This window comes from Nonomuraea sp. NPDC003707 (assembly GCF_053587055.1).
Genome location: NZ_JBSFNK010000019.1, coordinates 166466 through 186375, shown reverse-complemented (window position 1 = coordinate 186375; position 19910 = coordinate 166466). Strand labels below are relative to the sequence as shown.

Here is a 19910-nt window from a genome sequence, read left to right as displayed (position 1 = left end):
GGCCGGGCGTCAGTCGCACTTCTGGGTGCTGGCCGGGGTGGTGTCGTTGCGGCCCTGGGCCGCGTCGGGGGCGACCTCCTCGGCCGTCAGGACGTAGCCGGTCTCCTCTTCGTTGATCGCGGCGGCGAAGATCACGCCGTAGACCCGGCCGTCCACCGTGAGCAGCGGGCCGCCCGAGTTGCCGGGCAGCACCTTCCCGCGGATCGCGTACACCTTGCGCCTGACCGTGGCGTCGCGGTAGATGTCGGGCCCCTCGGCGTCGAGCTGCCCGCCGATCCTGGCCGGCTCCGCGGTGAACCCCTTGCTCTTGGGGAACCCGGCGATGATGGCGCTGTCGCCGCGCGAGCCGTCGCCGTCGAAGGAGAGCTGCGGCAGGTCGAGGCCGGGCACGTAGAGGACGGCGATGTCGCGGCGCGGGTTGTAGCGCACGACGGTGGCCGCGTGCGGCGTGTTGTTGGAATCGATGACCTGCAGGTCGCGGGTCACGCCGGCGACCACGTGGGCGTTGGTCATGATCCGGCCGGGGGCGTAGACGAAGCCGGTGCCCTCGATGTGCTTGTTGCAGCTCTCCGCGTTGCCCTGCACCTTGACGATGGCCCGCCGGGCGCGGCTCAGCTTGGAGCCCTGCAGCACGCTCTGGTCGGGCGGCGGCACGTCGACGATCGTGCCGCCGCCGATGGCGTCGAAGACGGGCGGGAACTCCGACCGGTCGATGAACTTCTTGAACGGCTGCTGCCAGTTGCGCGCGGCCTGCGGGATCACGTCGTCGACGGTGGTCAGCAGCGCGGAGTTCTTCACCTGGTCGACGAGGGGATTGAAGGCCGTGGAGACGATCAGCGAGCCGATCAGCCAGGCGATCACCAGCACGGACAGCGCGCTGGAGAACGTGCCGCCGACCGCGTCGGCCACCTTGGCGGGCTCCCACGTGACGTGGCTGCGCACGACGGCGCCGAGCGTCGAGGACGCGAACTGGCCGATGGTGGCGGCCAGGAAGACGATCACGATCGCCAGCAGCGCCTGCGGCGTGTCGCCGCTGACCAGGGCCTTGGAGATCGGTGGCGCGATGAAGACGCCGAGCACGGCCCCGCCGACGAACCCCACGAAGCTCATCGCCCCGATGATGAAGCCCTGCCGGTAACCCGAGACGCCGAAGGCGATCACGAGGCCGATCAAGATGAGGTCAAGCAGATCACCGCGCACGCTTCAAAGCTAACCAGGGATACGGTCAAGTGTGCACGTCTTCCGCCAGGACGGCGTCACCGCGTGGCTACCTTGAGCGGTATGCCGTCGGCCGAGGAAACAGTGCGCGATCTCATCGAGGCAGCTCTGTGCGACACCGACCCCGACGGCCCCCTGCGCTGGCACGTGATCTCCGTGCTGCGGCAGCGCGGTGATCTGGAGTCCTTCATCGAGGCGCGCCGGCTGTGCGCCGCGGACACGGTGGCGGAGCGGCTGCTCGGCGTGGACATCATGGGGATGCTGCAGCCGTTCGTGGACCGTACGCTGCCGGTGCTGCGCTACCTGGCGGCCAGCGAGGACGACGCCATGGTGCTCTACTCGGTGCTGATCGCGTTCGGGCACCTGGCCGACCCGCGGTCGCTGCCGTCGGTGATCGAGCTGGCCGGTCACGACGACGCGAGGGTGCGCTACGGCGCCGCGTACGCGCTGCAGCACGTGCTCGGTGATCCCCCCGACCGGGCCGGCCTGGAGACGCTGCGCGCGCTGGCGGCCGACAGCGACAAGGACGTGGCGGGCTGGGCCTCCTTGGGCGTGGCCCTGCGCTCGTCCCGCTAACCCCTGGACGCCAGGTCGATCACTTCCTGCGGGAGGTCCTCCACCTGCGCGGAGTCCCACGGGCGCGCCAGCCCGCCCTCGCGCAGCACGGTGTCGAGCACCATCGCGGTGAACCCCCACACCAACATCCCTCGCACCCGGAACGCGGGCCCCGCCGACCCTCTCGGATGCCGCAGCGTGACCCGGTTGGCGGGGTCGACCAGCTCGGCGATCGGCACCCGCTCCACGGACTCCACCTCGCTCGGCGAGGCCGCGTGCACGGCCGACGGCTCGCGCCACCAGGCGATCACGGGCGTGACCCGGTTGTCGCTGTGGCTGAGGTACAGCTCGGGCATCGTGCACAGCACGTGGACGCCCGCGGGATCGACCCCGGTCTCCTCCTCGGCCTCGCGCAGCGCCGCCGCGACGGGTCCTCCGTCGTCGGGGTCGACGCCGCCGCCGGGGAAGGCGGGCTGGCCCGCGTGCCTGCGCCCGAGCGTGCTGCGCTGGATGAGCAGGACGTCGGGGCCGAGCGCCCCCTCGCCGAACAGCATCAGCACCGCGGCGGCCCGCCCGCTGCCGTTGGGGGGCGTCCACCACCGCGGTACGTCGAAGCGCTGAGCCTGCGCCGCCAGTCGGTCGAGCCAGTCGGGCACTTGGGTCACGCATCCTCCAACACGCCGGGACACCGGGGACTTCCCGCGATCACGAGAAGGGGCCGGGCCTGACGAGCTTCTCGGCCTCGGCCGCCGCCGTGGGACCCGTGCCGTACGACGGGCAGAGCGCGGCCAGCGGGCACACACCGCACGCGGGCCGCCGTGCGTGGCAGATGCGGCGGCCGTGCCAGATCACCCGGTGGGAGAAGATCGTCCACTCGCGTTTGGGCAGCAGCTCCCCCACGACGTGCTCGATCTTGACGGGGTCGGTCTCCTCCGTCCAGCCGAAACGCCGCACCAGCCGCTGGAAGTGGGTGTCGACGGTGAGCCCCGGCACGTCGAACGCGTTGCCCAGCACCACGTTGGCGGTCTTGCGGCCCACGCCGGGCAGGGTGACCAGGTCCTTCAGCTTGCCGGGCACCTCGCCGCCGTACTTCTCGCACACCGCCTGCGCCATGCCGATGATGCTGTTGGTCTTCGCACGGAAGAATCCGGTCGAGCGGATGATCTCCTCCATCTCGGACCGGTCGGCGGCGGCGTAGTCCTCCACTGTCGGATATTTCGCAAAGAGGACGGGGGTGACCATGTTGACCCGCTTGTCCGTGCACTGGGCGGAGAGGATGGTCGCGACCAGAAGTTCTAACGGGTTGCCGAAGTCGAGCTCGCAGTGGGCCTCTGGATAGGTGTCCGCGAGGATGCGGTTCATCTTGCGGGCCCGCCGTACCAATGCGAGCCGGGTCTCCGGCTTGCGCCCCGCCGCGTTCGTGGCCATGCCGCAAGACTAGAAGCTTCCGCGAACCGTTGAACCCAGGACGGCCCTGCTCGCGTACAAGGGGGCGACACGGGAGGCGGTGGCCATGAGCGGTCAGGGTGCGGTGCTGTCGGACTTCGTGCGTACATCGGGGCCTTTGCGGGGGCAGGCGCTGCATCGCCTGGCCCTGACCTGCGCCTCCGCGGTGGCCAAGCTGCACGCCCGCGGCAACGTGGGGCTCCGGCTCAGCCACGAGAGCGTCGCGCTCGGCGCCCACGGCCAGGTGCTGATCGGCTGGCAGCCCGGCGTCACGCCGGGCTCGGCGGCCGACGACGTGCTGGCCTGGGCCGACCTGGTGGTCTTCGCGGCCACGGGCCGCACGGACGGCGACCCCGCCGTCCTGCCTCCCGCGCTGCACCTGGCGGTACGGCAGTGCCGCCAGGCCGACCCCACGGCCCGCCCGCGCGCGGCCGACGTGCTCCGCGTGCTGCTCGGCCAGTCGGTGGCGGCCGCGGTGGCCTCCGTCGACGGCCTGCTCGCCTCCTGAGACTCTTCTGCGACACAGGGGAGGGTCGATAAGCCCTGAAACCAGGGCATCAGGTACCTTTCCCCTGGATACGACTCATCCGAAAAGCGCAGAACACTCCAGCATTCCCATAACCTGTGTGTGCCACGCAGAGTGGGGTGAGTCACAATGGCAGCAGAGGAGGCAGAGTGAACACCGAAGACGTGCTGGGCAAGGCCCCCCTGTTCGCCGCACTGGACCGCGAGAGCGCCGCGGCGCTGCGTACGAGCATCACGGAGGTCCAGCTCTCCAAGGGACAGACGCTCTTCCACGAGAACGAGACCGGCGACCGGCTCTACGTCGTGCTGGAAGGCAAGATCAAGCTGTCCCGCACCTCGCCCGACGGACGGGAAAACCTGCTGAGCGTGCTAGGGCCGAGCGAGATGTTCGGCGAGCTGTCGCTGTTCGACCCGCGACCGCGTACGGCCTCGGCGACGGCGCTGACCGACGTGCGGCTGGCCGGGCTCGGCCACGACGACCTGCGCCCCTGGCTGACCGGCCGCCCCGAGGTGGCGCTCCACCTGCTGCGCGCGCTCGCCCAGCGGCTGCGCCGCACCAACGACGTGCTGGCCGACCTGGTCTTCACCGACGTGCCCGGGCGCGTGGCCAAGCAGCTGCTCGACCTGGCCGAGCGGTTCGGCACCAAGACGGACGACGGCCTGCGGGTGCACCACGACCTGACGCAGGAGGAGCTGGCGCAGCTCGTCGGCGCCTCGCGCGAGACGGTCAACAAGGCGCTGGCCGACTTCGCCCAGCGCGGCTGGCTGCGGATCGAGGCCAAGGCCGTGGTGATCCTCGACATGGACCGGCTCTACAACCGGTCCAGGTAGTCGAGCTGGGCCACGACCGACATCTCGGCGGCGGCCCAGAGCGAGCGGTCGACGTCGGCGTACACGATCTTGACGATCTCCCGCGGCGTGCGCGCGCCCTGGGCGCGCGCCGCCCTGATCTGGTCGAGGCGCTGCCGCCGGTGCGCGATGTAGCCGTCGAGCGCGGCGATCGGGTCGGGTAGCACGGGGCCGTGGCCGGGCAGCAGCGCCTGCGCCTCCAGGCCCTCCGCGGCCGCCCTGAGCCGGTCGAGGCTGCGGAGATAGTCGGCCAGGCCGCCGTCGCGGGCGATGATCGTGGTGCCCCGGCCGAGCACGGTGTCGCCGGTCAGCATCGCGCGGTCCTGCGGCAGCCAGAAGCAGAGCGAGTCGAACGAGTGGCCCGGCGTGCCGTACACGTGGATCTCCAGGCCCGCCACGCTCACCACGTCGCCGTCGTCGAGCCCCTCCTCGCCCAGCCGGTGCCGCGGATCGAGCGCCCGGACGGGGGCGCCCACCATCTCCGCGAAGCGCCTGGCGCCGCCGCTGTGGTCGAAGTGCCCGTGGGTGAGCAGGATCTCGGTGACGCGCCGCTCCCCGAGGTGATCGCGTACGCGGCGCAGATGCGACTCGTCCTCCGGCCCCGGATCGATCACCACCACCTCGTCCCCGCCGATGACCCAGGTGTTGGTGCCGTCGAGCGTCATGGCGGACGGGTTGGGCGCGAGCAGGTTCTCGGCGTGCTCGGTACGGGATCCGTCGGGCGTCCCGATCGGGATGTGCAGCCCGCTCACCGGGTCACCAGCCGCATCTCGCCCTGGATCTCCACGGCCTTCGGCATGATCGGCACGATCTCCCTGGGCTCGGCCAGGATCCCCGCCATGCCGTCGTGGGCCGCCAGCTCGCTCAGTGTGTGGTACGTCGGCGGCATCAGGAAGATCTCCCCCCGGCGCGCCAGCTCGATCGCCTCCGCGGGGCGCTTCCAGGCCACCTGATCGGCCTCACCGCCGACGTCACGGGTGCGCTGGCCCTCGGGGAGCACGGCGACGAAGAACCGCGTGTCGAAGCGCCTGTGCTCGATCTCCGGGGTGATCCAGTGGGCCCACGGTTTGAGCAGGTCGGACCGGAGCACCAGGCCGCGCCTGGCGAGGAAGTCGGCGAAGCCCAGGCTCCTGTCGATCAGCGCGAGCCGGTCGGACTCCCAGTCGTCGCCCGTCGTGTCGGCGACCACGGAATCGGGCCCGGGACCGGCCAGCAGCACGCCGGACTCCTCGAACGTCTCGCGTACGGCCGCGCACACCAGCCCGCGCGCGACCTGCTCGCTCGCGTTGAAGACCGTGCCCCACTCGGCTGGTGACGGGCCGGCCCAGGCCACGGCCTGGTCGGTGTCGCGGGCGTCCACCGAGCCGCCGGGGAAGACGTACGCGCCCGCCGCGAAGGCCATCGTGGCCTTCCGCCGCAGCAGGTAGACCTCCGGCGAGGCGCTCCCTCGCAGGATCACCACGGTGGCGGCGTCGCGGGTCGGGACCGGCTCGACCCGCCCCTCGAGGAGGTCCCGCGCCCGCGCGGCTAGCTCGGCTGGAAGCGGCAATCCGGTCACATCGGTCATAGTGCCTCAGGCTACTTCGGCGATCAGCTCCACTTCCACCGGCGCGTCCAGCGGGAGGACGGCCACGCCCACGGCGCTGCGGGCATGCCTGCCCGGCTCGCCCAGCACCTCGGCGAGCAGCTCGCTGGCGCCGTTGCCGACCTTGGGCTGCTCGGTGAAGGACGGATCGCTGGCCACGAACACCACGACCTTGACGATCCGTACGACCTTCTGCAGGTCACCGACCTCGGCCTTCAGGGCCGCAAGCGCGTTGAGCGCGCAGATGCGGGCCTGCTCCGCGCCCTCCTCGGTGGTCAGGTCGGCCCCGAGCTTGCCGGTCCGCAGCAGCTTGCCGTCGACGAACGGCACCTGGCCGGAGGTGTAGACGAGGTTGCCCGTGCGCACGGCCGGCACGTAGGCGCCCGCCGGCGCCGCCACCTCGGGCAGCGTCAGGCCGAGATCCGCGATCTTCTGCTCGGGGGTCACTGCTTCTCCCTCTTGAAGTAGGCGACGAGCTGCTCCGGCGAGGCACCCTGAACGATCTGGACCAGCTCCCAGCCGTCGGAGCCGAAGTTGTCCAGGATCATCTTGGTGTTGTGGATCAACACCGGGGCGGTGAGGTACTCCCATTTCTTCATGAAGGTCAGCTTCTCATAAGAAACCCGCCCGCCGGCCTGCCTTGTGCCTGCTCAAGACCGTGGTCGCCGTTAAGTTCCCGTCTGGGTGTGAGGAATCTCAAACGGTGGTCGTCGGCTTCCGGCAAGTGACCCTTCGGTAGCCTCGAATAGTGGACTCTCCGGACACGGATTGGGCCGGTGTGCGGCTGCACGTCGTCACCGGCAAGGGCGGCACCGGCAAGACGACCGTGGCCGCCGCTCTCGCGCTCGCGCTGGCCGCGGGCGGTCGCAAGGTGCTCCTCGTCGAGGTCGAGGGCAGGCAGGGCATCGCGCAGATCTTCGACCTGCCGCCGCTGCCCTATGAGGAGCGCAAGATCGCCGTGGCGCCCTCCGGCGGCGACGTGTACGCGCTGGCCGTCGATCCCGAGGAGGCCATGCTCGAGTACATGGAGATGTTCTACGGGATGCGCCGCGCGGGCCGGGCGCTGACCAAGATGGGCGTCGTCGACTTCGCCACCACCGTGGCCCCCGGCTTCCGCGACGTGCTCGTCACGGGCAAGACGACCGAGGCCGTGCGCAGGCGGGGCAAGAACGGCCGCAGGATCTACGACGCGGTCGTGCTCGACGCGCCGCCCACGGGCCGCATCACGCGCTTCCTGAACGTCACCCAGGAGGTGGCGGGCCTGGCCAAGGTCGGGCCGATCAAGAACCACTCCGACCTGGTCAACGGGGTCGTGAAATCTCCTGAGACGGCGGTGCACTTCGTGACGCTGCTGGAGGAGATGCCCGTGCAGGAGACGCTCGACGGCATCACCGAATTGCGTTCGGCCGGGATCCCCGCAGGGGGAATTTTCGTCAACATGGTGCGCGAATCACTGATCCCACAGGCCGCTCTTGACACAGCTGTCAAGGGCCGCTTCGACCCCGGGGAGCTCGTGCTCGGGCTGAAGGCCGCCGGGGTGGCCGACGGGGCGGAGGCCTCGGCGATCGCCGAGGCGCTCGCGGAGGAGATCTCCGAGCACGCCCACCGCACCGAGCTGGAGCGCGCCGAGCGCGAGTCGCTGGGCGAGGCCGGGCTGAAGAGCTACGAGCTGCCGCTGCTGGCCGACGGCGTCGACCTGGCCGGCCTGTACGAGCTGGCAGAGAGCATGCGCACCCAAGGAGCAGCGTGAAGAAGCCCGCCGCACTCGACATCGACGCGATACTCGACGACCCCGGCACCAGGATCATCGTCTGCTGCGGAGCCGGCGGGGTGGGCAAGACCACGACCGCCGCGGCGCTCGGGCTGCGGGCCGCCGAACGCGGCAGGTGTGCCGTCGTGCTCACCGTGGACCCCGCGCGCCGGCTGGCCCAGTCGATGGGGCTGACCGAGCTCGACAACACCCCGCGCCTGGTCAGCTCGCCCGAGGGCGGCGGCCAGCTCTACGCGATGATGCTCGACATGAAGCGCACGTTCGACGAGATCATCGAGGCGCACGCCGATCCCGTACGGGCCCGCCAGATCCTGTCGAACCCCTTCTACCAGTCCCTCTCCTCCAGCTTCGCCGGCACGCAGGAGTACATGGCCATGGAGAAGCTGGGCCAGCTGCGCCGGTCGGACGAGTGGGACCTGATCATCGTGGACACGCCGCCGTCGCGGTCCGCGCTCGACTTCCTCGACGCGCCCGAGCGGCTCGGGCGCTTCCTCGACGGACGGTTCATCCGGCTCCTGACGGCACCGGCCAAGGCCGGCGGACGCAGCGCCTTCCGGCTCCTCAACGCCGGGTTCGGGTTGATGGCCGGAGCGATGACCAAGCTGCTCGGCGCGCAGGTGATCAAGGATCTGCAGACGTTCGTGTCCGCGCTCGACGCCGTCTTCGGCGGCTTCAGGCAGCGGGCCGAGATGACGTACCAGCTGCTGCAGGCCCCCGGCACGGCCTTCCTCGTGGTGGCCGCGCCCGAGCGGGACGCCATGCGGGAGGCGTCGTACTTCGTCGAAAGGCTCGCCGAAGAGCGCATGCCACTGGCCGGCCTGGTGGTCAACCGTGTGCACATGTCACCCGCCTCGGTCCTCTCGGCCGCCCGTAGCGCCGCGGCCGCCGAAGACCTGGAGGCGCGGGGCGAGCATGAGCTGACCGCCGCCGTGCTGCGGCTGCACGCCGGGCGAATGCAGCTCACCGCTCGCGAGCATCGCGAGCAGGAGCATTTCGTCTCGGCCCACCCCACGGTGCCCGTGGTGCAGGTTCGCGCCATGTCCGAGGACGTTCACGATCTCACTGGTCTGCGGCAGATCGGGGACTTGCTGGCGAGCGCATGAAAGTACGGCCGGCGGACGGCGCCGGCCGTACTACGGCTCGCCGGGCTTGGATCAGCCCGCGATCAGCTCGTTGGTTCGTTCGTACTCTTCCTTGGCCGACTCGAGCAGGTCTCGCCACGAGTCCACGTCAGGCCGCCGTCGAAGCAGCGCACGCCGTTCGCGCTCGGTCATACCGCCCCACACCCCGAACTCGATGCGGTTGTCCAGAGCATCGGCGAGGCATTCAGTACGAACCGGGCAACCCCGGCAGATGAGCTTGGCCCTGTTCTGCGCGGCGCCCTGCACGAACAGGGCATCCGGATCCGCACCCTTACAGGCGGCACGGGAGGTCCAATCCGTGATCCACATTGTTCGACCCCACTCCCCTTAGGTGGTCAGTCGTCATTTGGGGCCGACGGGCGCGGGCGCCGAGCCTCCGTATTCAGTTGCCGCAGAGGAGAACGTACGCAACTTCACGTTCGGGCCGACAGACCCCAGAGGACCAATTTCTCGCGGCCATCTTGACCGGGAATGACTAGTCACCCCCATCAGTCAAGGTGAAATGGTGTCGCGCTACCGATTCGGTCAGTCTTTCCACGTACTCTTGGTAGCGTGCAAGCGCAGCGCAAAGATCGCTCCAACCCCGTCCTCGCCATCCTGCGTCTGATCATCGCCGGATCGGTCGCCGGGGTGCTGGCCGCGGCCGTGGCCCTGCCCGCGATCGGAGGGGCCGGGATCTCCACGAAGAGCGCTGTGGAAAGCCTCAACCTCAAGCCCGAAGAGCTTGACGAACCCCCTCTTCCCGAGCGCACCATCCTGAAGGACGCCAACGGCAAGCAGTTCGCGCAGTTCTACTTTGAAAACCGGCAGTCTGTCCGCCTTGACCAGGTCGCCCCGATCATGCAGACGGCGCTGATCGCGATCGAGGACTTCCGTTTCTACCAGCACGGGCCGATCGATGTTGAGGGAACGGCCAGAGCGCTCGTGAAGAATTTGTCGGGCGGCGGCGTGATGCAGGGCGGCTCGTCGATCACCCAGCAGTACGTCAAGCAGGTGCTGGTCAACGCGGCCGAGACTCCCGAGGAGCAGGCGGCGGCCATCGCCCCGACGCTCTCCCGCAAGCTGTCCGAGTTGCGTAACGCGATGGCGATCGAGAAGAAGTACTCGAAAGACCAGATTCTCGAGAAATATCTGAACATCGCCTACTTCGGCGCGGGCGCCCACGGCATCCAGGCCGCGGCCCGACGCTTCTTCGACAAGCCCGCCTCCGAGCTCAGCCTCGTCGAGAGCGCCACGCTGGCCGGCGCCGTCCAGAACCCCGCCCGCACCGACCCGAGCGTCGGCCCCGAGTCGCGGGCGCGGCTGCTGCAGCGGCGTAACATCGTGCTCGACCGGATGGCCGAGATCGGCAAGGTCTCGCGGCAGGAGGCCGACGAGGCCAAGGCGAAGAAGCTGGGCTGGAAGAACATCAAGGCGCCCGGCGGCTGCGAGGCCAGCAAATATCCGTACTTCTGCCTCTACGTCCAGTACGAGATCCTCAACAACGAGGACTTCGGCAAGAACCAGGACGAGCGCAAGAAGCTGCTCCAGCGGGGCGGCCTGACGATCAAGACCACGATCGACCCGAAGATGCAGGCCGCCGCCGACAAGGCGATCAAGAAGTACGTCTCCAAGAAGGACAAGCCCGTGGCCTCGCAGGCCATGGTCGTTCCCGGCACCGGCGAGATCAAGGCCATGGCCGCCTCGCGGAAGTTCGGCGGGAGCAAGAAGAAGAACGAGATGAGCTACAACATCGTGGCCGACGCGGCACACGGTGGCGGTCGCGGGTTCCAGCAGGGCTCGACGGCCAAGGTCTACACGCTGGCCACGGCGCTGGAGGAGGGTCTGAAGTACGGCGACGGCTTCCCGGCGCCGGCGGGCTACCAGGCCGGCGGCTACAGCACGTTCAAGAACTGCAAGGGCGAGAACGTCGGCGACCCGTCCCACACCGTGCACAACTCCAGCGAGGGCGGCGGCGGCTTCAAGACGCTGCAGACCGGCACCTGGGGCTCGGTCAACACGTTCTTCCTCAAGCTCGAGGAGAAGGTCGGGCTCTGCAGCGTGGTCAAGATGGCCAAGAAGCTCGGGGTCAAGCGGGCCGACGGGCAGAAGCTGTCGGAGGTGGAGACGTTCACGCTGGGGGTCAACGAGGTCGACCCCGTGACGATCGCCAGTTCCTACGCCGTCTTCGCCTCGCGCGGGCAGTACTGCAAGCCGCTGGCGATCACGGAGATCAAGGACAGGAACGGCAAGGCGAAGCAGTACAAGCCGAAGTGCTCCCAGGTCCTGGAGGAGGAGGTCGCCGACGCGGTCAGCGGCATCCTGTCCGGCGTGTTCACCAAGGGCACGATGACGGAGGTGGGCGGCATCGGGCGCGACGCGGCCGGCAAGACCGGCACGACCGACAACTACGCGTCGGCCTGGTTCGCCGGTTACACCCCCAACATGTCGTCGGCCGTCAGCCTGGGCGACCCGCGCGGCACCAGGGGCAACGAGCTGATCGGGGTCACGATCGGGGGCCGCTACTACTCGTACGTGTACGGGGCCTCCATCTCCGGGCGGATCTGGAAGGACGCGATGCTGACCGCCCTGAAGGGGGTCGAGGCCGCGGAGTTCACGCCGGTGGACCAGTCGCGGTTCGGCGGGTGCACGGAGAACTGCGCGCCGAAGAAGCCCGAGAAGAAGGACAAGGACGAGGAAGGGCCGCCCACCGGGGACGGCGACCCGTTCGACATCTTCGACCCGCCGAACGGGGACCGTGGGGACGGGCCCGGTAACGGTCGCGACGACGGCGGCCCGGGCAACGGCCGCGGCCGCTGACTCCACCACTTCGGGTCCCCGCCGTGTGACGGGCGTGAGGCTCGCTCCGGGCCCCGCCGCCTACCCGTGCGGCGGGGACCCGCCTCCCGGCCCGCTGAGACCGCCTACAGGCCTTTCTGAGGGCCCAGCAGTCCGAGGGGCCTCCAGGACCCCACGCAAGCCGCCAACCCAAGCCCTGGGCCCTCTGGGGCGCCACGCCCGGCAGCGGGCGATGGAACACCCGGGAGGCTGCTCTACCCCGCCAGTCGGGCGCGGACGATGGCGGCCACGCGGCCACCCTCGGCCCGCCCGGCGATCTTCGGGTTGACCGCCTTCATGACCTGCCCCATGGCCTGCGGCCCGGCGGCGCCCGTCTCCGCGATGGCGGCGTCGACGATGGCGCCCAGCTCCTCGTCGCTGAGCTGCGCCGGCAGGTACTCCTCCAGCACCGCCTGCTCGTCCAGCTCGGCCTGCGCCTGCTCGGCCCGCCCCGCGTTGCCGAACGCCTCGGCGGCCTCCTTGCGCTTCTTGGCCTCCTTGGTCAGCACCTTGATGACCTCGTCGTCGGTCAGCTGCCTGGCCTCCTTGCCGGAGACCTCCTCGACGTTCACCGCGGCCAGTGCCATCCGAATCGTCCGGAGACGCAGCTCGTCCCGGCTCTTAAGCGAGGCCGTCAGATCGGCCTTCAGCTTGTCCTTCAATGCGCTCATGCGCTCCATCTTGCCGTCTGCGCGGACTGTCCGGACGCCGCGCACCCGATGTCGGGCATCATGAGTAGGTGAGGAAAGCCGTCGCAGTGCCATTGTCCATGCTCGGTCTCGGCCTGGCCGGGCTGGGTTACGCCTCTGTGGTGGAGCGCAACTGGTTCCGCCTGCGCCGCTTCGACGTGCCGGTGCTGGAGCGCGGTCAGCGTCCCGTACGCATTCTCCACCTGTCGGACCTGCACCTGACGCCGCGCCGGACGATGCTGATCAACTGGGTCCGCTCCCTGGGCTCGCTGAAGCCGGACCTGGTGGTCAACACCGGCGACTCGATCGCGCACCTGGACGCCGTCCCCTCGCTCCTGCACGCCCTGGAGCCCCTGCTGTCCCGCCCGGGCCTGTTCGTCTACGGCTCCAACGACCTGTACGCGCCCAAGCCCAAAAACCCGGCCCGCTACCTCTGGCGCACCTCCAAGAACGACCGCCGCCAGCACGTGCCCTCCCTGCCCTGGGAGGAGTTGGGGGCCGGCATGGCGGCCGAGGGCTGGCTCGACATGAACAACACCACAGCCCGCATCAAGGTGGGCGACCTCGACGTGGCGGTGGCGGGCATCCACGACTCCCACATCAACCGTGACCGCTACGACCTCGTCGCTGGCCCGGCCCCCGCCGACGCCGACCTCCGGCTGGGGGTCATGCACTCCCCCGAGCCCCGCAACATGACCCGCTTCGCCGCGGACGGCTACCAGTTCCTGCTGGCCGGCCACACCCACGGCGGCCAGCTCTGCATCCCGTTCTACGGCGCCCTGGTGACCAACTGCGGCATCGACCGGGCCCGCGTGAAGGGTCTGAGCCGCCACGACAGCGCCTGGCTCCACGTCTCGGCCGGCCTCGGCACCTCCCCTTACGCCCCCGCCCGCTTCGCCTGCTTCCCGGAGGCGTCACTGCTTACCCTTGTTCCTCGGCGTTGAGGCGGTCACAAGTACCTCGGGAGTCCGCTAGACTTTTCCAAGCACGCGCAAGACCGGCGTGCACCGGGGTGTAGCGCAGCTTGGCAGCGCGCTTCGTTCGGGACGAAGAGGTCGTGGGTTCAAATCCCGCCACCCCGACCGGGTAGTTACAGGTCAATGGCCTGATCACTGGAGACAGTGGTCAGGCCATTGATCGTTTGACCGTCGGCCTGAACGGCGCCAGAGGTCACTGGCGGGTTCGAACGAGTTCTCCTGGGCACCATGATCACCTGACTCGGGCCACAGCTCATCGGGCGGCGGTTCACTCAGGCATGACTCTTTGTGTTGATTGCAACACAAAAGGTTGCCTTCGTTTCACTGCCGGTGTGCGCTGACGTCATGCACCGTTGGGACCCTCCCAGTCCCCGGCAGTTCGCCCTCCTAGAACGACGCTCAGCACACGCGCTTCGAGACCGAGGGCTTGTCGAGATCTCAAAGCGCGGCGAAACATGGAGAGCTTTGATCAATGAGGTGGGCCGCTTCTGTCTGGAGCACGGGCACCACCCCGATCACCCCAACCGAACACCCGAGACAGGCGACACCGGAAAGCAGAAGGCAGCCAGAGCGGGGCCGCTTCGGCAATCAGGCACACCCACGAGCTTGGAGTCGCCGGCAACCGCGATACCAACCAAACGATCGGCTCCATACGCCACAGTCGCCACGACCGGCAAAAGACGCGAGGCGGCGACGCACCTCATGGAACGTCTGACTGCCGAGCGCGCCGTGACCATCAGTAGGCCGAGCGAGGAAGAAATCGGCGAGTGGCGACGCGTGGTGGACTTCGCGAAGCGAATCGTCGATACGCCTTGAGCTCAAGGCCCATAGTGGCTCTTTCGATCCCCGTACTGCAGCGCCGCCCTGCTGGTCACCTACTGCTCGGCACGGACCGGGCACATCAGCGAGCGATCGGCGGCCGGGCGCCTAGGGCGAAATGCGCCCGTTTGCGATATCCCCAGCTCCCACAGCACAAAACCGGGTTCCGACCGGGACATCTGGGGCTATGGAAGAGCCTCGAGTTAATTTTCTTCCGGTCCGGCCTCGCGCGCAATAATGAGTTCCTGAGCTGCGTTCTCTTGCCGGTCAACACATAACTCTGGCCTGGCCGGCCAAGTTTGCATAAGTTTTCTCAGGAGAAACGTGTTTGACTCTCTCCCAAGTCGGTATCGCCGAAAATGGAAGGCACCCATGGAGAATGCAGATCGGCTCATCGCCGGGTACACCGCGTACACCGATGCCCAGGAGATCGGCCCAATGGTCGAGGGCCAGGCTCCGGCGACGTCGGGGACGACGACTCCCGTATGTCTGACCATTGCCACGACCATCATCATCGGATGCTGATTCCGTGACATGTGGGCGCGGGCGCACCCGCGCCCGTGCCCACATGTCTCTTCTCAGGCGTCGAGAATGCCGGAAAGGCGTGCGCCGTCGCCGACCACCACCCCGGTGAACTGGGGCGGCTGATAGAAGTCCGCCACGGCCGCGCATACGTCGGCGGCGGTGACCTCGCGTAGCGCCCGGGGGTAGGAGACGAGCCAGTGCGGCTCGTGACCGAACCCGACTGCGTTTGACAGGGCGGTGGCCAGGGCGGCCTGCGAGCTGAGGCCGATGTCGGTCATGCCGACCATGTGCCGGCGGGCCCCGTCGATTTCGGCCGAGGTGAGGTCACCTTCGGCCAGGCGCGCCAGCTCCACGTGTAGTTCGCCAAGGGTGGTCGAGGTGGCTTCTGTCGCGGTGCCGACCTCTATGAGCGCCGACACGTCGTCGTGAAACTCCTCGAAGCGGGAGTTCAGGCGGTAGGCCAGCCCCAGTTCCTCACGCAGGCGGCCTACGAGCCTGGCCGAGAAGTAGCCGCCGACGAGGGCGTTGGCCACCTCGAGCGCCGGGAAGCGGGGGTCGGTCCTGGCGGGCGCGGGCGCGGCCAGGACGATCTGTGACTGGACGGCGCCGGGCCGGTCGACCAACTCGATCCCGGAGCCGACTAGCGGTGGGCGGTACCCGCGGCGCGGTGCGACGGCGGCCGGGCGCCAGGCGGAGGCCAGGTCCCGCAGTTCCCCGGCCAGGCGGCCGCCGTCGAGGTCGCCGACCAGGACCAGCAGCGCGCCTCGGGGCTGGACCGCGCGCTCGTGCAGCTCGCGCACCTGCGTGGCGGTGACGGCAGACAACGCCTCGCCGCTCGGCACCAGCCGGACGGAGTCCCCGTGAAGGTGCTTGCGCAGGGCCTGGCGGGCGAGCACCTGCGGGTGGCCCAGTTCGATGGCGGCCTTCCCGACGGCGCGCCGCCGCTCCGACGCGACCTCGTCATCGCGGTAGTCCGGGCTGGTCAGGAGATCGAAGAGCACCTCCAGAACAGCGTGCGTCATAGGCGCGGCGGCGGTGCCGGAGACCCCGAGCCAGCGCTCGTCGCCGGCGGATTGGAGGCTCGCGCCTGCCCTGCCCAGGACATCGGCGACCGCCTCAGGAGCGCGGCTCATGGAGCGGCGCAGGATCAGCGAGGAGAGGATCCGTGTAGCGGCGTCCGGCTCGGGCGTCGTCCCAGGTAGAGGGACGCGCAGGCGGATCTCGACCAAGGGGACCGACGGCGCTCGCACGGCGAGCATACGCAGCCCGTTGGCCAGCACGACGTCGGTGATGTCCGGCATGCGCAGCTCGCGCTCGGGGCCCGACCGGGGGGCGCGGCGGGCGGGCGGGGTCCGCCCGGCAGGGGTGACCATGGGACTCCTCTATGCGGTCACGGGCAGCGCCTCAGCCAAGGCCGGGGCCGGGGTCAGGGGAAGGATGGCCCGGGAGGCCGAGTGGAGTGCGGCGGCCGCCTGCCGTACCTGCTCGGCGGTCACCGACGCCACGAGGGCGGGTAGGTCGTCGACCAGCTCAGCACGGCCGTACAGCACCTCGAAGGCGCCCAGATCGCGGGTCCTGGCGGCCAGGTCGTCGTAGGCGCGGTAGGTCCAGGCGCGGAGGCGCGCGGTAGCGTAGGCCAGTTCGGCCTCCTCGGGTCCACGCCACGCTAGGTCGTCGAGTTCGTCGTCCAGGACGCCGAGCACGTCCTCCGGCGCGGTGCTCCGCGGATGCGTGCTCACCATCAGGAACACGTCGGGGTCACGCGCCTGGAACGCTCCGAAGAGCCCGCAGCCGGTCCGCGCGTCGATGGTGAGCCGGTCCTCGTGCACCAGCCTGCGAACGAGCCTCGCGCCGTCGCTGCCGGTCAGGATCGAGCTGAGCACCATGTGCGCCAGGTACTCGTGCGGGGCCTGGGCGGGGTCGGGCAGCCGATAGCCGACGGCCAGTGCGGGCAGGGGCGCGTGGGCGTCGTGATGCTCGCCGTACCGTTCAGCGGTCGGGTACGCCTCGGCGAGCGCGGGAGGCGGCGGCACGGGCCTGGCGGGCACGTCACCGAACCAGCGATGCACCCAGTCGGCGGCGGTGTCCTGATCGAAGCCGCCGGCGATGGTCAGGACGGCATTGCTGGGGGTGTAGTAGGTGTCGAAGAACGACTCGCAGTCGGCCACCGTAGCCGATTCCAGGTCTTGGGGGGCGCCGTAGCCGTTGTGCGCGTTGGCGTAGTTGGAGAAGAGCACGCCGGGGAGCACCGTCCAGGGGAATCCGCCGTAGGGGCGGTTGGCGACGTTGAGCCGTATCTCCTCCATGACCACCTTGATCTGGGTGGCAAGGGTCTCGCGGGTGAACTCGGGGACCAGCATCCGGTCGGATTCGAGGAACAGCGCCAGCTCCAGCGCCGACGACGGAACCACCTGGTAGTAGTCGGTGTAGTCCTGGTGGGTCGAGCCGTTGGCCCGGCCGCCCGCCGTCTCGATGTGCCGGAAGTGCTCCAGCCTGGCGACGTTCCTGCTGCCCTGGAACATGAGGTGCTCGAACAGGTGAGCGAAGCCCGACCGGCAAGGGGGTTCGGAGCGGAAGCCGACGTCATAGTGCACTCCTACCCCTACGACGGGCCGGTCGGGAATGGGTTGAAGGACCACACGTAAACCGTTGGGCAGTGTTATGCGATGGAGTGGATAAATCACGACGCATTTCCTTGATGACGAACCGGGTGAAGGGACGGCCTGCCGCCGTGGATTGTCCCGCCGGCAAGACAATCATGCATTCGCTAATTGCCGGTGCCGCCTCCACCGAACAGTACGGCATCATGCCATCGCCGGCGCTGTCAAGAACCGCGGTTGACGGGAGAACGCGGACATGGAAAAAAAGGTTCCCCACAGAATTCCCGTCCTGCCCCTCTGCCTTTGATTGGAGTGGCCCTGTGACCGGTGCAGCGACTCATGACCTCGCATCCGCCGCGCCGCCGGAGATTGACAGACTCGTACGGCGGCTGGGGCTCGGGCGGTTCGACGACGACGGCGGCACAGCCCCTGCCGGCAGGAACGACGCATGGACCGGCACCACAGGTGACGGCACCCGCGTCTTCGTCAAGCGTGTCGGCGACGGCTCTGACGCGTGGTTGCCGCAGTTCCGGCGGATCCTGACGTTCGGCGCACTGTCCGCGCGGCCCGAGCTGGCCGATGTCCGCATGCCCAGGCTGTTCGGCCACGACATCGAGTCCCGGCTGGTGGTGTTCGAGTTGCTGGCCGACGGCTCCTCCGGGGCGGAGCTGGCTGGCGAGGACGCGTTCGGCGCGGAGTTGTCGCGGCAGGCCGGGCGGCTGGTGGGCATGGTGCATGCCTGCCATCCCGAGGTGGCGCCCGGGTGGGTGGACGCCTCGCCGCCACCCTCGCCGGTGGTGTCCTTCCTGGATGCGCTGCCACAGCCCGTGTTCCAGGCGCTGACCGGAGCCGAGCTGGAGTTGTGGCGCATGATGCAGGCCGACGAGGCCCTGGCCGAGGCGCTGCGCGAGCTACGGCGGGCTGAGGCGACGGCGCCACACACGTTCTGCCACTGCGATCTGCGCCTGGATCAGTTCCTCCGTAGCGACGGCGTGCTGTATCTCACCGATTGGGAGGAGTTCCGGCTGGCCGATCCGGCGCGAGACATCGGTGGTTTCGCCGGGGAATGGCTGTACCGCGCCGTTCTCGGCATTCCCGACCCCGGGGGCGAGCTCACCGATCCGCTGACCCACGAGAAGGTGGTGGACCGCGGCGTGCGCAAGCTCGAACAGCTGCGTCCCAACATCCGGGCGTTCTGGGAGGCGTATCGGCTGGCCTGCCCCGACGCCGACGACGGGCTGGCCGTCCGGGCCGTGCGGTTCGCCGGGTGGCATCTGCTGGACCGGGCGCTGGCCCGCGCCGGGCAGGCGGTCAGGCTCTCGGCGCTGGACCGGGCCGGTGCGGGCATCGGCAGGAACGCCCTACTTGAGCCGGAGTCCTTCGTCTCCGTCCTGGGATTGGACGCGCCATGACCGTGCTTCGCCTCTCCCCGGCGCTCGTCGAAGCCCTGAAAGATATTAGTGTCGCGCCCGGCGGGCTCGGCGCCGCCGTCGGCGAGTGGCGCCTGGAGGCGGGTTCCGCGGTCGAGCTGCGCCGATTGCTCGCCTCCGCACTCTACGACCGCGCCCACTCAGGCGGGAACACGAGCCTTCCACGGACCGGACGCGATCCCGCGTTCGAGAAACAACTGGCCGCAGCGCTCCCACACGACACCACTCCGGTACGCGCCCGCCTGGTGGAGGCCGGCCGCGGCGTGTCGGCCATCGTGATGATCGACGGGCTGCGGGTCAGGGTGGACTCCGCTGCGTACGGCGAGGCCGTCCTCAACGAGACCGCCAGAAGCGAGACCTCCCGAAGTGAGCTGCCGCTGCGCCTGCCTGCCGCCCGGCAGTCGCTGTCTCCGGGGTTCTTCCTGGCCGACGGCTCGGCCGGCGGGATCTCCGGGCGGCCGATCCTGCGCGTGTACGTCCATATCACCGAGCCGGAGGCAGCCCCGCGAGTCTGGCGGGGGGTGTTGCGCCGTCTGGAGGCGGCGAGCGTGCCGTACCGTGCCAAAGTCGGCTCGACGCGGCAGATGTTCCCCAGGAATGACGCCCTGGTCGTGTACCTCGGCCCGGACAACTGGCACGCGGCCTCCCACGTGATGGAGGCCAGTCGGCGAACGGCCGGAGTCGGCGCGACGACGTCGGCCTTCGCGCATCCCGTGGCGCGCGGAGTGGGACTGGCGTGGGATCCAAAGGATCGCCGTCCCGGCATGAAGGGGCTGAGCTTCGGCCAGCACCGCGCATGGATCGTGGCCGAAGCCCTGGTCGCCCATGCAATGCGCGGGGACGATCGCACGCGCGAGTCGGCGCTCGCCGACGCGCTCACCGCCGCCGGCGTGGACCCGGTGCGGCCCGGCCGCGACCTCACCTCTCCTCCTCTGCCCGGATTCGGCCTGTGATCTCGTGGA

General features: G+C 69.4%; 21 protein-coding genes and 1 tRNA gene. 11 read left to right on the top strand and 11 right to left on the bottom strand.

Going from position 1 to position 19910, the window contains the following annotated elements; genetic code table 11:
• Window positions 1–9: 9 nt before the first annotated feature.
• Window positions 10–1200 carry a MarP family serine protease gene (locus tag ACWDRB_RS39450; protein ID WP_350732719.1) on the bottom strand — a complete coding sequence of 397 codons (1191 nt, stop codon included), beginning with the start codon at window positions 1198–1200 and terminating at the stop codon, window positions 10–12.
• A gap of 81 nt (window positions 1201–1281) precedes the next feature.
• On the opposite strand from ACWDRB_RS39450, the gene ACWDRB_RS39445 reads away from it, so the two are divergent.
• Window positions 1282–1794, top strand: coding sequence for a HEAT repeat domain-containing protein (locus ACWDRB_RS39445; RefSeq protein WP_350732717.1), 513 nt, complete (start codon window positions 1282–1284; stop codon window positions 1792–1794).
• Here the strand turns inward: ACWDRB_RS39445 and ACWDRB_RS39440 are convergent.
• Both ACWDRB_RS39440 and nth read right to left on the bottom strand, forming a co-directional pair.
• Window positions 1791–2438, bottom strand: a complete 648-nt coding sequence (locus tag ACWDRB_RS39440; RefSeq protein WP_397372667.1) for an NUDIX hydrolase — start codon at window positions 2436–2438, stop codon at window positions 1791–1793. The genes ACWDRB_RS39445 and ACWDRB_RS39440 overlap by 4 nt on opposite strands.
• A gap of 40 nt (window positions 2439–2478) precedes the next feature.
• The gene (nth, locus tag ACWDRB_RS39435; protein WP_350732715.1) at window positions 2479–3201 is read right to left on the bottom strand and encodes an endonuclease III; all 723 of its coding nucleotides are present in this window, start codon (window positions 3199–3201) and stop codon (window positions 2479–2481) included.
• A gap of 85 nt (window positions 3202–3286) precedes the next feature.
• On the opposite strand from nth, the gene ACWDRB_RS39430 reads away from it, so the two are divergent.
• Both ACWDRB_RS39430 and ACWDRB_RS39425 read left to right on the top strand, forming a co-directional pair.
• A complete protein-coding gene (locus tag ACWDRB_RS39430; RefSeq protein ID WP_350732713.1) occupies window positions 3287–3727 on the top strand; it encodes a hypothetical protein in 441 nt (146 codons plus the stop codon).
• Between the two features lie 167 nt (window positions 3728–3894).
• A complete protein-coding gene (locus tag ACWDRB_RS39425; RefSeq protein ID WP_185069893.1) occupies window positions 3895–4575 on the top strand; it encodes a Crp/Fnr family transcriptional regulator in 681 nt (226 codons plus the stop codon).
• On the opposite strand, the gene ACWDRB_RS39420 is transcribed toward ACWDRB_RS39425, so the two are convergent.
• The 4 genes from ACWDRB_RS39420 to ACWDRB_RS39405 are packed head-to-tail and all read right to left on the bottom strand — an operon-like array spanning window position 4557 to window position 6777.
• Window positions 4557–5345: an MBL fold metallo-hydrolase gene (locus tag ACWDRB_RS39420; protein ID WP_449902598.1), complete on the bottom strand. Its 789-nt coding sequence runs from the start codon at window positions 5343–5345 to the stop codon at window positions 4557–4559. The genes ACWDRB_RS39425 and ACWDRB_RS39420 overlap by 19 nt on opposite strands.
• Window positions 5342–6160, bottom strand: a complete 819-nt coding sequence (locus tag ACWDRB_RS39415) for an NUDIX hydrolase (RefSeq protein ID WP_449902596.1) — start codon at window positions 6158–6160, stop codon at window positions 5342–5344. Before ACWDRB_RS39415 ends, ACWDRB_RS39420 begins: the two co-directional genes overlap by 4 nt.
• 6 nt (window positions 6161–6166) lie before the next feature.
• Entirely contained in the window at window positions 6167–6625 is a 459-nt protein-coding gene (locus ACWDRB_RS39410; RefSeq protein WP_355202730.1) for a RidA family protein, read from the bottom strand.
• Window positions 6622–6777, bottom strand: a complete 156-nt coding sequence (locus tag ACWDRB_RS39405) for a hypothetical protein (RefSeq protein WP_211370275.1) — start codon at window positions 6775–6777, stop codon at window positions 6622–6624. The genes ACWDRB_RS39410 and ACWDRB_RS39405 overlap by 4 nt, the downstream gene beginning before the upstream one ends.
• A gap of 149 nt (window positions 6778–6926) precedes the next feature.
• Here ACWDRB_RS39405 and ACWDRB_RS39400 point away from each other — a divergent pair, with 149 nt between their 5' ends.
• Together ACWDRB_RS39400 and ACWDRB_RS39395 are read left to right on the top strand one after the other, a co-directional pair.
• On the top strand, window positions 6927–7928 hold the full coding sequence (locus tag ACWDRB_RS39400; RefSeq protein WP_449902593.1) for an ArsA-related P-loop ATPase: 1002 nt from the start codon (window positions 6927–6929) through the stop codon (window positions 7926–7928).
• Window positions 7925–9052 (top strand): ArsA family ATPase, encoded by a 1128-nt coding sequence (locus ACWDRB_RS39395; protein WP_363976962.1) that lies wholly within the window; start codon window positions 7925–7927, stop codon window positions 9050–9052. Before ACWDRB_RS39400 ends, ACWDRB_RS39395 begins: the two co-directional genes overlap by 4 nt.
• 51 nt (window positions 9053–9103) lie before the next feature.
• Here ACWDRB_RS39395 and ACWDRB_RS39390 read toward each other — a convergent pair whose 3' ends face one another.
• On the bottom strand, window positions 9104–9400 hold the full coding sequence (locus tag ACWDRB_RS39390; RefSeq protein ID WP_090771382.1) for a WhiB family transcriptional regulator: 297 nt from the start codon (window positions 9398–9400) through the stop codon (window positions 9104–9106).
• Between the two features lie 243 nt (window positions 9401–9643).
• On the opposite strand from ACWDRB_RS39390, the gene ACWDRB_RS39385 reads away from it, so the two are divergent.
• On the top strand, window positions 9644–11890 hold the full coding sequence (locus ACWDRB_RS39385; RefSeq protein WP_449902590.1) for a transglycosylase domain-containing protein: 2247 nt from the start codon (window positions 9644–9646) through the stop codon (window positions 11888–11890).
• Between the two features lie 233 nt (window positions 11891–12123).
• Here ACWDRB_RS39385 and ACWDRB_RS39380 read toward each other — a convergent pair whose 3' ends face one another.
• Window positions 12124–12579, bottom strand: a complete 456-nt coding sequence (locus tag ACWDRB_RS39380) for a GatB/YqeY domain-containing protein (protein WP_350732699.1) — start codon at window positions 12577–12579, stop codon at window positions 12124–12126.
• 98 nt (window positions 12580–12677) lie between these two features.
• Here ACWDRB_RS39380 and ACWDRB_RS39375 point away from each other — a divergent pair, with 98 nt between their 5' ends.
• The 3 genes from ACWDRB_RS39375 to ACWDRB_RS39365 all read left to right on the top strand — a co-directional run bounded on the left by ACWDRB_RS39375 (window position 12678) and on the right by ACWDRB_RS39365 (window position 14918).
• Entirely contained in the window at window positions 12678–13541 is an 864-nt protein-coding gene (locus tag ACWDRB_RS39375) for a metallophosphoesterase (protein ID WP_449902663.1), read from the top strand.
• A gap of 64 nt (window positions 13542–13605) precedes the next feature.
• Window positions 13606–13679 (top strand) — tRNA-Pro (locus ACWDRB_RS39370).
• 1086 nt (window positions 13680–14765) lie between these two features.
• Entirely contained in the window at window positions 14766–14918 is a 153-nt protein-coding gene (locus ACWDRB_RS39365; RefSeq protein ID WP_449902587.1) for an LxmA leader domain family RiPP, read from the top strand.
• A gap of 53 nt (window positions 14919–14971) precedes the next feature.
• On the opposite strand, the gene ACWDRB_RS39360 is transcribed toward ACWDRB_RS39365, so the two are convergent.
• Window positions 14972–16291: a M16 family metallopeptidase gene (locus tag ACWDRB_RS39360; RefSeq protein ID WP_449902585.1), complete on the bottom strand. Its 1320-nt coding sequence runs from the start codon at window positions 16289–16291 to the stop codon at window positions 14972–14974.
• A gap of 9 nt (window positions 16292–16300) precedes the next feature.
• A complete protein-coding gene (locus tag ACWDRB_RS39355) occupies window positions 16301–17557 on the bottom strand; it encodes a M16 family metallopeptidase (RefSeq protein WP_449902583.1) in 1257 nt (418 codons plus the stop codon).
• 281 nt (window positions 17558–17838) lie between these two features.
• On the opposite strand from ACWDRB_RS39355, the gene lxmK reads away from it, so the two are divergent.
• Both lxmK and ACWDRB_RS39345 read left to right on the top strand, forming a co-directional pair.
• A complete protein-coding gene (gene lxmK, locus ACWDRB_RS39350) occupies window positions 17839–18930 on the top strand; it encodes a class V lanthionine synthetase subunit LxmK (protein ID WP_449902581.1) in 1092 nt (363 codons plus the stop codon).
• Window positions 18927–19901 carry a T3SS effector HopA1 family protein gene (locus ACWDRB_RS39345; protein ID WP_449902579.1) on the top strand — a complete coding sequence of 325 codons (975 nt, stop codon included), beginning with the start codon at window positions 18927–18929 and terminating at the stop codon, window positions 19899–19901. Before lxmK ends, ACWDRB_RS39345 begins: the two co-directional genes overlap by 4 nt.
• Window positions 19902–19910 lie beyond the last annotated feature (9 nt).